The following is a 14,240-nucleotide window of genomic DNA, read 5'->3' on the forward strand; positions in this document are numbered from 1 at the left end:
GCTTTTTCTTGCAGAGAAATGCTACTCTATGGTAGAATAATATGGAAACTGTAATTAAAGGGAGGCTTACATACATGTTGCTTACCGTTTTGATGATATTAGATGCATTGGTAGCAATCATCCTCATCGCGTCGGTGCTCGGTCAGGAGGCGAAATCTTCTGGCATGGGCGGTATGGGCGGCGGTGCGGATACCGTATTTTCGAGCAAAGCTCGGGGTATGGATGCGCTGCTGGCACGCGTTACCGTGGTTTTTGCGACTTTATTTGCGGTTATTACGATCGTGATTGCCCGCATGACCAACTAATACGAGAGAGCGTTCCCTGTTCTGCAGTATCAGAGCAGGGGCGTTTTGTATTACGGCGAGGGGAGGCAAGAGGATGATTTTACCTGGTGCAGAGCCGTTTTTCCTGCCAGGCGGCAGGGAAGGGGTGCTGCTCATTCATGGGTTCACGGGACTGCCGGCGGAGCTGCTGCTCATGGGGCAGTACCTGCATGCGCGTGGTTTTTCGGTGCTTGGGGTCCGGCTGGCCGGGCACGGGACAACGGTTGAGGATATGAGCCACATGACCTGGGAGGACTGGATGGACTCTGTCCGCGATGGCTATGCGTTGCTGTCGGGCTTCTGCGATACCGTCGATGTCATAGGCCATTCGATGGGCGGGCTGTTTGCGCTGCTGCTGTCGTCGGAGGAAAAGATCGGCAAGGTGGTCACGCTGGCAGCGCCTATCCAGATCGCGGAGGAACGCGGCATCAAGTTCCTGCCGCCGCGCGAGGTCTGCAATAACCAGTTCGTCCCGAAGGCCCGCCGCCGTCTCAAGGGAGTGCCGGAGGCGGTCAACAACACGTACCGCAAGATGCCGCTTATCGGCGTCCATGAGCTCGTCGATGTCATCGAGAAGACGAAGGGCTGCATCGACAAGGTCACGGTACCGGTACTCATCATGCACAGCCGGGATGACCATACGGCGGCGCCTGTCAGTGCCGAGTATATCTATGATCATGTGCAAAGCCATATCCGCCGGATATGCTGGCTGGAGGAGTCCGGCCATCTGCTGCCTGTGGCAGCGGAACGCGAGAAAGTATTTGCTGAGGCTGCGGCCTTCCTGCAGGCGCCTGACGCGTAAGTGGCGCTGGCAGGAGAAACGAGTGGAAAGGGCAGGTGTGCTCTTTCAGGAAAAGGGAGAAAAAGAAACTTTATGGATTTGAAAGAACGAATTGTCGCGTATATGCGTGAAGCGGCCTACAAGCCACTGTTGGCAGAGGATCTGGCCGAGGAAATGGGACTGACGCTGGACGAGCAGGTGGAATTCCCGCAGGCCCTCGAGGAGCTCGAACAGGAGGGGGCGATCATCCGGAACCGCAGCGACCTCTACGGTGTGCCGAGCCGCATGCATCTGGTGGTAGGCCGCATTTCGATGACGGCCAAGGGCTTTGGCTTCATCATCCCTGATGTGCGTGAGTCGGAGGAGGAGACGGATGTATTCGTGCCGGGCCCGGGTATCGGCTCGGCTATGCACGGTGACCGCGTCGTGGCGCGTGTCACGCCGTCGGAGGAGCCGGGACGTTCGCGCGAGGGCGAGATCATCCGCATCCTGGAGCGGGCCAATGAGAAGATTGTCGGTACCTTTGAGAGCAGCAAGACCTTTGGTTTTGTGACGCCGGATAATACGAAGCTCACCCAGGATATTTTCGTGCCGAAGAAATTCTTTCATGGCGCGAAGACCGGCAGCAAGGTTGTCGTCAAGATCACGAAGTGGCCGGATGGCCGCCGCAACGCCGAGGGCGATGTCATTGAGGTACTCGGCAAGGTCGGCGATCCTGGTGTCGATGTGCTGGCGGTCATGCGCCAGTATGAGCTGTCGGAGACATTCCCCGAGGATGTGCAGGCAGCTGCCGATGCGGTGGAGCAGGAGCCGTCGCCAGAGGAATACCGTGGCCGCGCTGACCGCCGCAATCTGCCCATCGTGACGGTGGATGGCGAGGACTCCAAGGATCTTGATGACGGTGTCTTTGCACGCAAGAATGAGGATGGCTCGTTCTTCCTCGGCGTCTATATCGCCGATGTCAGCTGGTATGTCCGGGAGAACCAGCCGCTGGACCGCGAGGCCTATGCGCGCGGTACGAGCGTCTATCTGGTCGACCGTGTCATCCCGATGCTGCCGAAGGAACTCTCGAACGGCATCTGCAGCCTCAATGCGGGCGTCGACCGCCTGTCGATGGCTTGCGAGATGCAGATCTCTCCAGAAGGCGAGATCACGAGCTATGAGATCCTGCCGGCGGTCATCCATGTATACCGCCGTTTGACGTACAATATCGTCAACAAGGTGCTGGTCGACAAGGAGGAGCCGTTCCTGTCGGACAACCATGATATCGGCACGATGCTGGAGACGCTGGCGGAGCTGCGCGGTGTGCTCAAGGCGAAGCGCCATCGCCGCGGGTCGATCGACTTCGACCTGCCGGAGGTCAAGGTCAAGCTCGACGAGAAGGGGCATCCGATCGCGCTGATCAAGCGCGAGGGCTCGCTGGCCGAATCCATCATCGAGGAGTGCATGCTGGCGGCCAACGAGACGGTGGCCCGTCATATGGATACGAAACATCTGCCCTTCATGTACCGCGTGCATGAGCAGCCGACGACGGAGAAGATCGAGCGCCTCAACAATCTGCTTGGTGCCTTCGGCTTGTTTGTCCGTCAGGACGAGGCGGGACAGATCCAGCCCATGGATGTCCAGAAGGTACTCGAGAAGGTCGAAGGCCGTCCCGAGGAGCGCATCATCAGCACCGTGGCGCTGCGCTCGATGCAGCAGGCCCGTTATTCCGAGCTCAGCCTTGGGCATTTTGGCTTGGCGGCCCGTTACTACACGCATTTCACGTCGCCGATCCGCCGCTATCCGGACCTCATCGTCCATCGCCTGCTGCGCGAGACGTTTGCGACGGGGACGCTGCCTGCTGAGCGGCAGGCCAAGCTCAAGACGATGCTGCCAGAGACGGCTGACCATGCATCGCAGCGCGAGCGCATCGCCATCGAGGCCGAGCGCGAGACGACCGATATGAAGAAGATCGAGTACATGGCGCAGTTCGTCGGTGAGGAATTCTCCGGCGTCATCAGCGGCGTCACGGCTTTCGGCATCTTCGTCGAGCTTGACAATGGCGTCGAGGGTCTTGTCCATGTCTCGACGATGGTCAATGACTACTACGAGTATGTCGAGGAGCAGTTCGCGATGGTCGGCGAGCGCACGCAGGCCAAATACCGCCTGGGCGACGAGGTCGAGGTATTGCTGGTGCGCGCGAGCGTCGAGGAGCGTAATCTCGACTTCGTGCTCAAGGACAATGGTGCCTATGATCCGGAGGCCATGAAGAACGCCGTCCGTGGCGGCCGCAGTGGCGGCAAGGGCAAGTCCGGAAAAGCGGGCAAAGGCGAGAAGAAAGGCGGCAAGGACAAGAAGGAAAAAGGCCGCGGAGAGCGCAAGCCGAAAAAGGCTGCCATGAGCCCTGACGAGATCGTCGTCGAGCAGCTCTATGCGGTGGACGGCGAGGAGAAGCCCAAGAAGAAACGCTCGCGCGGCGGCCGTGGCAAGAAGCGCGGTGCTTCGGGCGAGAAGCTGCCGAAGCAGGAGCAGGCACAGCCGCAGAAGGGCAGCCGCAAGCGTGCGGATAAGGAGGCCAAGCCCCAGGAAAAGGGCGGCAGCGACCGTTCCCGCAACCGTGAGGAGCGCCGTGGCGGCAAAGAGGGCGACTATCATCGCGTCTATGTGACGGGGCTCAACAGTGCTGTCTGGCCGGATCCGCCGGGGTATCATGAGCGCAAGCTGCGCGAGGAGGCCCGCCAGGAGAAGGAAAAGGCGAAGAAGGCTCCGAAGCGGCGTCCGCGACCGCATCGCAAGACGGAAGGCGGCACGGCCAACAGTAAATGATTATTCCCACTGAAAGCAGTGAGGTGAATATTATTGGGGAAGAAAAACATTGCCATCAAGATTGCCTGCGAGAACCGCAAGGCACGTCATGATTTTTTCATCCATGAGACCTTTGAGGCAGGGCTGGCTCTGCAGGGGACAGAGGTCAAATCCCTGCGGGCCGGCAAGGCCAATCTCAAGGACAGCTATGCTGTCATCAAGAATGGCGAGGTTTTCGTCGAGCATATGCATATCAGCCCGTATGAGCAGGGGAATATCTTCAATCACGATCCGCTGCGCACGCGCAAGCTCTTGATGCACAAGGCGGAGATCATCAAGCTGTTCAGCAAGACACGCGAGAAGGGCTTCACGCTGGTGCCGCTCAAGGTCTACTTTAAGCATGGCCGCGCGAAGCTGGAGCTCGCGTTGGCCAGCGGCAAGCATAACTATGATAAGCGCCAGGATCTGCAGGCAAAAGCGGCCAAGCGTGACGTAGAACGTGCGCTTAAAGATCGGCAGCGTTATTAAAAGGATATTTCGCAGCAGGAAAGACGCCATATCTTTATCGGTAGAGATAGATATGGCGTTTTATATTTTCAAGAGTGTAATGTTGTAGCATGATGGTGCGAGGTGGTATAATAGGCAGGTATTCTTTGGATTGGAGATGAATCTATGGGTAAACCGACGAAAATGAAACGCGGGCTGAAGAACCGGCATCTGCAGATGATAGCGCTCGGCGGCGCTATCGGCACGGGATTGTTCTATGGCTCGACGTCTACGATAGCACTGGCTGGCCCGGCGGTCATGCTGGCGTATCTTCTGGGCGGCATCGTGATATTCTTCATCATGCGCATGCTCGGCGAGATGGCAGTGGATGAGCCGGTATCGGGGTCGTTCAGCTACTATGCGACAAAGTATTGGGGCAAGTTTCCAGGGTTCCTGTCCGGCTGGAATTACTGGTTCAACTATGTGCTGGTATCGATGGCTGAGCTTACGGCGGTCGGCATCTACATGCAGTTCTGGTATCCGGACCTGCCGCAGTGGATTGCGGCACTTATCTGCCTGGTTGTCATCACGGCCATCAATCTCATCAATGTCACCATCTACGGCGAGTTCGAGTTCTGGATGGCGCTCATCAAGATCGCAGCTATTGTCTTGATGATCGTGCTTGGATTGTACCTGCTCCTGAGCGGGCCGCAGAGTTTCCCCGATAACTTCAGCAACATCTGGGTCAATGGCGGGTTCCTGCCGAATGGCTGGTGGGGGCTGGCGCTGGCGACGGCGGTTGTCATGTTCTCTTTTGGCGGCATCGAGCTTATCGGCATCACAGCTGGCGAGGCTGAGGAGCCGGAGAAGTCCATCCCGCGCGCCATCAATCAGGTGATCTGGCGTATCCTGCTGTTCTATGTCGGCACGATGGCCGTGCTCATGGCGCTCTGGCCCTGGAACAAGGTCGGGGCCGAGGCGAGCCCCTTTGTGCAGATCTTCTCCCATGTCGGCGTGCCCGCTGCGGCGCACATCCTGAACTTCGTCGTGCTCACGGCAGCGGTGTCGGTCTACAACTCGGCTATCTACAGTAACAGCCGCATGCTCTATGGCCTGGCGAGCAAGGATGAGGCACCGGAGTTCCTCGCACAGTTGTCGGGGCGCGGCGTGCCGGTCAAAGGCATCTTCGTCTCGTCGGGCATCACGCTGATCTGCGTGGCCCTCAATTACTTCTTTCCGGGCAAGGTCTTCATGTATCTGATGTCGATCGCGACAATCGCGGCGACCATCAGCTGGATGACGATCACGATCACGCATCTGAAGTTCCGCCGCCATTGCCAGGCGCAGGGGAAAGCGACGAAATTCCGCTCGCCGTTCTATCCGGCCATCAACTATGTCTGCATCGCCTTCCTGGTGGGGGTCTGGTATTTCATGCTGCAGATCCCTGATATGGCACTGGCTGTCTACCTGCTGCCCGTGTGGCTGCTGGCCCTTTGGCTGGGGTATCTCTACCGCGAAAAGAAACATATTGCATAAAAAAGACTGTCACTTCTTGGCGAAGTGGCAGTTTTTTTGCAGGAATCTGCTGGGAAATGGCGAATAAATTAATTGATGTAGTGTGATGTTTTTGGGAAAAAAGGAAAGAGGTATCATCATGGGATTGAAACAGAAATTCCTGGCATTGGCGGGCGTGGTGGGCCTGTTGATGGCGGTCATGTCAATCATCGGCTATTACATGGCCAGTTCGAATCTGCAGGAGAGTGTCGAGACAGAGCTGCGGGCAACGGTAGCCCGTGATGCCGCCAACCTGGATGGCTGGCTGCGCGAGAAGAAGGCGGTGGATGTCAGTACCGCCAACACGGCCTCCGAGATGAAGGGCGACATGAGCCGCATCAAGACGAAGGCAACGATGGGCACGATCGTTTCGGACAAGGAGATCCTGGAGATGTCCATCGGCCTGGAGGATGGCTATTTCGGCGTGTTCTATTCGCCGGATGAGACGGGCAAGAAAGATCCGACGCAGCGCCCTTGGTATAAAGAGGCCAAGGCCGCCGGCAAGACGGTGTTCACGGAGGCGTATGTAGCTGCCAGCACGGGCAAGCTCGTCGTATCGGTGGCGACGCCGATCAAGAATGAAGGACAGTTCATCGGTGCGACCTGCACGGATATCGCACTGGACGTGCTCGATAAACAGGCTGAGGAGATGAAATACCACGGTCAGGGCATCGGCCTCATCATGGAGCGCTCGGGCAACATCCTGGCTACGACCGGCATCGGCGAGGCGATGAAGAACGTCAAGGAAGTCGATGGTGTCGGCAAGCATTTCGAGGAAATGATCCAGAATGACAAGGGGTATTTCGAGTTGGAGTGGAACGGTGAGACGCAGCTCTTTGCCTACCGGACGGTACCGACGACTGGCTGGGTCATGGCGATTGCCGTGCCGAAGTCCTTTGTATTCGCGTCACTCAACCATATGAAGATCATCTACGGCGTGCTGACCGTGGTGGGCCTGCTGCTCACGATGTTCGTGTTCCTGACCTTTGCAAACCGCATCACGACGCCGATCTCCGGCCTCGAGGAACACGCTACCCAGCTGGCGAATGGCAATCTGCACATGGATGACCTGCCTGTGGAATCGGCGGATGAGATCGGTGCCTTGACGCAGGCCTTCAATACGATGAGCGGCAATCTGCGCAAGCTGATCTCGCAGATGGCGTCGACGTCGGAGCAGGTAGCGGCTTCGTCCGAGGAGCTCACGGCCAATGCGCAGCAGTCGGCTGAAGCGTCCGTGCATGTGGCGGAGACGGTCGGCGATGTGTCGCAAGGCATGGAGGAGCAGCTCAAGGATATCGATGCAGCCAAGAAGAATGTCGATACAGTGTTCACGGATATCACGGCCATGGCCGACAAGGCCCGCGTGGTCTCGAATACGTCGACGCAGACGGCGGATGCGGCCCAGAAGGGCTCGACGCTCATGGAGCAGGCTGTCTCGCGCATGGGCCATATCGAGACGAGTGTCATGTCTTCGGCGGAGGTCGTCAAGAAACTCGGTGAGAACAGCCAGAAGATTGGCCAGATTGTCGAGGCGATCTCGTCGATTGCTGAGCAGACGAACCTGCTGGCGCTCAATGCGGCCATTGAGGCAGCACGTGCCGGCGAGCACGGCCGCGGTTTTGCCGTGGTAGCTGAGGAAGTCCGCAAGCTTGCCGCTGAGTCGCAGGAGTCGGCCGAGCAGATCAAGGAGCGCATCGCATCGATCCAAAAGGATACGGCTGAGGCCGTCGAGTCGATGGAGGCGGGGACGGATGAGGTCAAGTCCGGCACAGCGGCTATCCGTGAGGTCGGCGCGCAGTTCGCTGATATCCTATCGATGGTCAATGGCATCAACACGCAGATGGAGGAGATCAATGCCTCGGTGCGCACGGTGACCGAGGGGGCCGGCCATATCGTCGAGGCGGTGGATTCGATCGATATCATCAGCCGCAAGACGGCAGACAGCACATCGAGCATCTCGGCAGCCACCGAGGAGCAGTCGGCGTCCAATGAGGAGATCGCAGCAGCTTCGCAGGCTCTGGCCAAGATGGCGGCCGATATGCAGACGGCTATCGGCAAATTCAAGATCTGATCTGTGGCAGCTGATAGAACGAAAACCGGGGTTGTGAGAAATCACAACCCCGGTTATTTGTTTCTTATTCAAGTACGTGCTATCTGGGTGATGGCCGCTGGCATACTGGCAAGCGGCAGCTGCCGCTCGACGGCACCGCAGTCGTAGGCAGCCTTGGGCATGCCGTAGACGATGCTGCTGGCTTCGTCCTGGCCGAGGGTAGGTGAACCCTGCTTGCGCATGCGCAGGAGCCCTGCGGCACCGTCCTTGCCCATGCCTGTCAGGATGACCCCTAGTGCGTGGCTGCCGACCTCGCTGGCGACTGAGTCGAACAATACGTCGACGGATGGGCAGCAGCTATGTACGGGCTCGCCAGGACGGCAGTCGAGAACCAGCAGGGAACCCTGCCGGTGGACGGTCATATGCTTGTTGCCCGGTGCGATGTAGACGTGGCCGGGACGGACAATATCGCCGGTCGCTCCCTCCTTGATGGCCAGCACGCATTCGGTGTTGAGCCGTTCGGCCAGCAGCCGGGAGAACATCGGCGGGATATGCTGGACGATGACGATGCCCGGCAGCGGCGGCCGCAGCTGCGTGAGGATGGCCGACAGGGCCTCGGTTCCCCCTGTGGAGGAGCCGATGGCAATCAGCTGGATCTGTCCGTGGGGAAGGGCGGCCGCCGAAGGCGGCACTGGTGCCGCCTTCGGCGGTGGCTCTGCAGCCGCAGGCTCCGTGGGAGCTGGCTGTGCAGGCGGGGCTGGTGGCAGTGGCGCGGGAGGCGGCGTGGGCTCTGCCTTGGCGTGCATCGCCTGCTGGGCAGCTGGCGATAGGGGCAGCCAGCCCTTGCTGGGCATGGTGGCCGTCCAGATTTCCCGCGTGACCACAGCACCGGGGCCGACCCCGCTGCTATCCGCTTTGCTGTCATCGGCAGCGCTTGGCGCATGGGCGAGCACGAGCTGTGCCAACTCATCAAAAAAGCCAGCCATGGCCGCTGCGGGGCCGGGCTTCTGGACGTGCGCACGGGCGCCGCAGCCCAAGGCAGTGCGGCGGCTGGTGCTCAGGAGTCCATAGGTGATGATGGGGAGCTCTGGGTGCTGGCTGGAAAGAAGCGGCAGGAATTGGTTGCCGTCGACAGTGATGACACCCATGGCAAAATTCAGGAGGATGACAGACGGGCGGAACAGCGACAGCTTGTTCTGGGCTTCGATGGGATCTCCTGCCCGTTCGATGAGGCTGCTTTTGGGCAGGCGTTGCAGCAGGGCCTCGACGCAGGTGTCCCGGAAGAATATGGAATTTTCGATAAGGAGCAGCCGTATGTCCCGCATGTGTGCCTCCTTCTGCCTGTCGGAGCAGTCCGCTATATCTGGCTTCATTGTAGCATATCATACTTATCGCTGGAAAGAAGGAATATACGGATAAATGTTGAATTATTAGTTTTGGATGGTAGAATAGTTTCCAGAGGAATGGAAACAAAGATAGGAGTGTATGCATCATGAATCGAATCAGTAAATTGTTGGCAGCTGTTGGTTTTGCATCGGCTATGGTATTTGCGCAGGGGCAGGCCGATGCGATGGTCGTCACGGGAATCAGTCAGAGCATGACGATTGCCGACAAGACGGTGACGGCGACGGACCAGGATGGCGTGAAGATCAAATTTGTCGCTGACGGCAAGGTCATGCGCCTGATGAGTGCCGATGGCACGAAGGATTACATGTCCTTCAACAGCTTTGACGGCCTGTATACGGGAGTGGAGTTCAGCGTGCGGGCAATCGAGACGGCAGATCCGGGCAAGCGCCTGTTTGAAATCATAGCTACGCGTGGTGCGCATGGCAAGAACTGCGGCTATTGGCTCATCGGCAAGCATATGGGCCAGTGGACGACCTATGTATCCTGGAACAGCTTCGCCAATATCGGTTTCCGCGTTGACCGCTGGCATCAGCTGTCCTCGCGCATCGTCGACCAGCAGCTCGTCGTGACGAGCACGGACGGCTATGGCCATGTCGATTTCCAGACCCAGGTCTTCTGGGATGGCTCGTGTGGCTGGTTCGGTCTCAGAAGGATGTAAGGAAATAAAAAATAAGTGTTGACAGGAATGCTGTCATCGCTTATAATAAATCCTGTCAGTTACGAGAGTGATTGACAAATTGCTGATTTAGCTCAGTTGGTAGAGCAGCTCATTCGTAATGAGCAGGTCGTAGGTTCAAGTCCTATAATCAGCTCCATTTTTCTTTGCTGATTTAGCTCAGTTGGTAGAGCAGCTCATTCGTAATGAGCAGGTCGTAGGTTCAAGTCCTATAATCAGCTCCATTGAGAGCATGAGGCTTCCGAGGAATCGGAGGCCTTTTTTGTGTAGGCAGGACTTTGGCGGAACGTGGAGAAATATTCCTAGAGCGATTTAATCGAAATATAAATTGCGATTAATGACATTGTCAACTAAATTCCTTATCATGAGGATAAACAAGTACGCATTTCTGGGGAATGAGAAGCAAAGGTGGTACATATGGGGAGATTGTTTACTGGTTTGCTGGCTGCGGTCATGCTCTTGGCAGGTGTGGCTGCTTGCGAGGCGGCCCCGCAGGTCATCACGGCGTCAGGCGTCTATACGATGGGGGAGAATGACTCGCCCAAGATCGCCAAGGATGCTGCACGGCAGGAGGCCATGCGCGTCGCTACGGAAAAGGCGGGAGTCTATGTGGAGAGCTATTCCAAGACGCAGAACATGCAGCTCAGCGAGGACGATGTGAAGGTCATATCGGGAGCAATACTCAAGGTCACGGATGAGAAGGCTGAGCCAGATCTCACGAATGGCGTCTGGCGCTATACGGTGACGATCACGGCCGAGGTGGATACGGACAAGATCGACCTCAAGGCGATGATGGACAACCGTTCGAAGCTGGAAAAGCTGCAGAAAGAGCGGGATGAACTGAAGAAGCAGAATGAAGAGCTGCTGGAAAAGTACAAGAAGGCCCGGGGCGCGGAAAAGGACCGGCTGGGGACGAAACTGGAGACGCAGTACGATCTCGGACAGGTTTTCGACCGTTGCGTCGCGATGATCCAGCGCGGTGAGCAGACGCGGGCTGTCAGCGAGCTTACCAAGGTCATCGCCGACAAGTCCGTGACGGACAGCCCGCTGGCGTATGCTTACTATCTGCGCGGGCGTGCATACTATGAGCTCAACGCGCATAACAAGGCCCTCGAGGACTTCAATGAAGCCCAGCGGGTCCCCCATAACGACAATATCTATCCGGTCTGGCGCGCGCACTACTACCGGGGGCTGATATTCTATGACCGCCGACGCTGGCAGGAGGCCTATGAGGAGCTCAAGCTGGCCTGGGATGCGTCGGACCATACGGACCGTGAGATGTATCAGGCTCTGCAGCGGGCGGATGACAAGGCCCATCCGCAGGCGGCTCAGCCGCAGCGCCGGACGCCGGCCCGCAATCCGCAGCGGCAGACGGGGAACGGTATCGACTGGGGCCATATCATTGGCGAGATCATCACCGGCGCGATCAATGAGAGCGGCCTGGCCAAGGATGTCCATATCACCGTGGGCGATTGATGGGAACGGAGACGATGATCGTCATGAGAGAATTTTTGCAGCGGCAGGGATTGGATGGACGGCTGCTGGCAGCGGTAGACCGCTATCGCCAGCAATATCCATGGCAGGGGCAGCGTCCGCTGGTTGTCCCGCGCTATCATTACTATGGGCGGGAGATCCTCACGGCCGCGATCACGGCCGTGCTGGCAGGAGAGAACCTGCTGCTGGTGGGGCCGAAAGCCACTGGCAAGAATGTTCTGGCGGAAAATCTCGCCGCCATTTTTGGCCGCCCCGATTGGAATGTATCGTTCCACATCAACATGGACGCGGCGTATCTGCTCGGGACAGATACCTTCCGCCAAGGGGCGGTGGAGTTCCGGCCAGGCCCAGTATACGAATGCGCTGAGGCTGGTGGCTTCGGCGTCCTCGATGAGATCAATATGGCGCGCAATGAAGCGCTGGCAGTCCTGCATTCGCTGCTGGATTTCCGGCGCATCCTTGACGTTCCCGGTTACGGCCGCCTGCACATCCATCCGGCGACCCGTTTCCTGGCGACGATGAACCATGGCTATGCAGGGACGCGGGAACTGAATGAGGCGTTGGCTTCCCGGTTTGTCGTCCTGCAGCTGCCGCTCTTGGATGGCGATGGGCTGGAGCAGCTCATCGGGACGGAGTTTGCCCGGCTGAAGGCAGCTGGCCGCCGGCTGATGGCCCAGCTGTTCCTCGACCTGCAGCAGAAGTGCGCGCAGGCGGAAATCAGCAGCAAGGCGGTGGACCTGCGCGGGCTGCTCGATGCCCTGCATCTTGTGGAGCTGGGACTGCCCGTGCGGCAGGCACTGGATATGGGACTGGTGAACAAATGCTTTGATGCCGAGGAGCGTGCACTCGTGGCAGATGTCATCGCGCTGCGCATCGCAGCTGGCATGACATCCGCGGAACTTTTTGACTGAAAGCGGGGATGGCTATGCGGACAGGCAGCAGGGAAAGCCGCCAGCGGCGGGCACTCAATATCGTCTGGACGGCTGCCGGGGAGTATGGCTTCCAGCCTGATTTCCTGGCGTTCCACCGCGATGGGACGCCAGATATCTATCTCAATTCGATCGTTGGCTTTGCCCATCGGTACTACGATGCGGAGAAGCTGGCGGCCTATGTGCGGACCCTTGATTCCTCGCTGCTGCATGAGACATTTGCAGATATCCTCTGGCTCGGCATCGAGCAGGCGGTCTTCCGGCGGGAGCTGCCAGTCCGGCCGGTGCTGGCAGAGCTGCGCCGCGAGCATGCGCGGCAGTTCCTCCAGGATGATATCGATGTCTCGCTGCAGAGCCTCATGCTGCGCCGCGAAGTCATCCACACGCTCAGAGCGGGACGCTGCCATGAGATCCTGGGGGAGCCGGCAGGGATCCGCAACCCTTGGGACAAGCGCCTGTATGCGGCCCTTGACTATCCGGCTGGACTTACAACTGAGGAAATCATTACGCGCACAGAGGATATCCTGCGGCGCTTTTTCGTGTTCCATTGGTCGGCGGGATACAGAGCCAGCTGGCATATCTCGCTGGGGAGCCGCCTGAATGCCTGGCTGCGGAGGCTGCTGCCACATGAGCCGGCACCACCTGTGTGGCAGCGTCTCATCAGCTCCGGTGCTATGGGCAGTGATGGCACGGAAAGCTATGACCTGCTGCCGGGGCGGAATGCAGCTATGGCCGCGATCCGGCAGGTGTTCGGGGCACCGCTGCTGACGGAGGCGCAGCGGCAGCTCATCGAAGCTGAGCTGTGCCAGGGCAGCCATGCCCGGGCACAGCTCTATTATGCTGCGGGCGGCGATGACAAGGCGCGGGTGGCCAACCGGTCCTTCTGGCGGGAAAAGCAGGCGCGGTACCGGCTGGCCATGCGCCAGCTGCAGGCGCGGCTAAAGGACTGCATGTCGGTATACCGGCAGCCGCTGGCGGTGCCCGCCCATAAGGGCAGGCTGGCGGCCGGCCGCGTGTGGCGTGCGTCGTATCTGCAGGACAGCCGGGTGTTCACCGCCTGGCAGGACAGCCTGCAGGCTGACTTCGCAGTGACTTTGCTGCTGGATGCTTCGGAGTCGCGGCGGAGCCAGCAGGGCATCATCGCTGCGCAGGCCTATGTGATCGCCCAGAGCCTGCTGGCCTGCGGGATCCCTGTCCAAGTGCTGTCCTTTTGCAGCCTGCGTGGTGTCACGGTGCTATGCCAGCTCAAGTCCTTTGCCGAGCCAGAGGCGGCGGGGGTGTTCGGCTATGCGGCGCGTGGCTGGAACCGGGATGGTCTGGCCTTGCTGGCCGCGGCGCGTCTCCTGCGTCCCGCAGGCGGGCACAAGCAGCTGCTGCTGGTGCTGACCGATGCGAATCCGAGTGATGAGCTGGGGCTTCCGGGGGGCGGCATGCGCATGGGCAGGCGGTATATGGCGGAGGCGGCCATCCAGGATACGGCGGCTGCTGCCCGTCAGCTGCGCCAGCAGGGCGTACGGCTCATCGGTCTGGTGAACAGCATCCTGCCCGGGGAAGTGACGGGGGCGGCGGTGCAGGCGATATATGGGCAGGATGCTGCCCGCAGCGAGGATATCGGGCAGCTGGCCAGGACCGTCAGTGGCCTCATCGAGCGGCAGATCCGGCAAAGCTTTGCTTGAAAGATCGCCTGCAGGACGTAATACTTGCATTTTTCAAGGAAACAAGGCAAAATAGAATAAGGAAAGTTTCGATAATT

Annotated in this window: 11 protein-coding genes and 2 tRNA genes; 12 read left to right on the forward strand and 1 reads right to left on the reverse strand. The window is 59.0% G+C overall.

Features of this window, described 5'->3' with window-relative positions:
- The first annotated feature begins 92 nt into the window (after positions 1–92).
- From secG to BM181_RS10340, 6 genes are all read left to right on the forward strand, one after another.
- Positions 93–305, forward strand: a complete 213-nt coding sequence (gene secG, locus BM181_RS10315) for a preprotein translocase subunit SecG (protein ID WP_075444719.1) — start codon at positions 93–95, stop codon at positions 303–305.
- A gap of 73 nt (positions 306–378) precedes the next feature.
- Positions 379–1,125, forward strand: a complete 747-nt coding sequence (locus tag BM181_RS10320; protein WP_075444665.1) for an alpha/beta hydrolase — start codon at positions 379–381, stop codon at positions 1,123–1,125.
- 72 nt (positions 1,126–1,197) lie between these two features.
- A complete protein-coding gene (gene rnr / locus BM181_RS10325) occupies positions 1,198–3,912 on the forward strand; it encodes a ribonuclease R (RefSeq protein ID WP_075444667.1) in 2,715 nt (904 codons plus the stop codon).
- 33 nt (positions 3,913–3,945) lie between these two features.
- Positions 3,946–4,419, forward strand: a complete 474-nt coding sequence (gene smpB, locus BM181_RS10330) for an SsrA-binding protein SmpB (protein WP_075429865.1) — start codon at positions 3,946–3,948, stop codon at positions 4,417–4,419.
- A gap of 144 nt (positions 4,420–4,563) precedes the next feature.
- A complete protein-coding gene (locus BM181_RS10335) occupies positions 4,564–5,913 on the forward strand; it encodes an amino acid permease (RefSeq protein ID WP_075444669.1) in 1,350 nt (449 codons plus the stop codon).
- Between the two features lie 118 nt (positions 5,914–6,031).
- Positions 6,032–8,002 (forward strand): methyl-accepting chemotaxis protein, encoded by a 1,971-nt coding sequence (locus tag BM181_RS10340; protein ID WP_075444670.1) that lies wholly within the window; start codon positions 6,032–6,034, stop codon positions 8,000–8,002.
- Positions 8,003–8,070: 68 nt separating this feature from the next.
- Here the strand turns inward: BM181_RS10340 and BM181_RS10345 are convergent, their stop codons facing one another.
- Positions 8,071–9,306, reverse strand: a complete 1,236-nt coding sequence (locus tag BM181_RS10345) for a chemotaxis protein CheB (RefSeq protein WP_218150113.1) — start codon at positions 9,304–9,306, stop codon at positions 8,071–8,073.
- Between the two features lie 167 nt (positions 9,307–9,473).
- Here BM181_RS10345 and BM181_RS10350 point away from each other — a divergent pair, with 167 nt between their 5' ends.
- From BM181_RS10350 to BM181_RS10375, 6 genes are all read left to right on the forward strand, one after another.
- On the forward strand, positions 9,474–10,046 hold the full coding sequence (locus BM181_RS10350; RefSeq protein ID WP_075444671.1) for a hypothetical protein: 573 nt from the start codon (positions 9,474–9,476) through the stop codon (positions 10,044–10,046).
- Between the two features lie 81 nt (positions 10,047–10,127).
- A tRNA-Thr gene (locus tag BM181_RS10355) sits at positions 10,128–10,203 on the forward strand.
- 9 nt (positions 10,204–10,212) lie between these two features.
- A tRNA-Thr gene (locus BM181_RS10360) sits at positions 10,213–10,288 on the forward strand.
- Positions 10,289–10,481: 193 nt separating this feature from the next.
- Entirely contained in the window at positions 10,482–11,540 is a 1,059-nt protein-coding gene (locus BM181_RS10365; RefSeq protein ID WP_075444672.1) for a tetratricopeptide repeat protein, read from the forward strand.
- Positions 11,541–11,563: 23 nt separating this feature from the next.
- On the forward strand, positions 11,564–12,469 hold the full coding sequence (locus BM181_RS10370) for an AAA family ATPase (RefSeq protein ID WP_255449324.1): 906 nt from the start codon (positions 11,564–11,566) through the stop codon (positions 12,467–12,469).
- A 14-nt stretch (positions 12,470–12,483) separates the two neighbouring features.
- Positions 12,484–14,163: a vWA domain-containing protein gene (locus BM181_RS10375; protein WP_075444673.1), complete on the forward strand. Its 1,680-nt coding sequence runs from the start codon at positions 12,484–12,486 to the stop codon at positions 14,161–14,163.
- The last annotated feature ends 77 nt before the right edge of the window (positions 14,164–14,240 follow it).

Origin of the sequence: Pseudoselenomonas ruminantium (assembly GCF_900113715.1) — a bacterium.
GTDB classification, from domain to species: domain Bacteria; phylum Bacillota; class Negativicutes; order Selenomonadales; family Selenomonadaceae; genus Selenomonas_A; species Selenomonas_A caprae.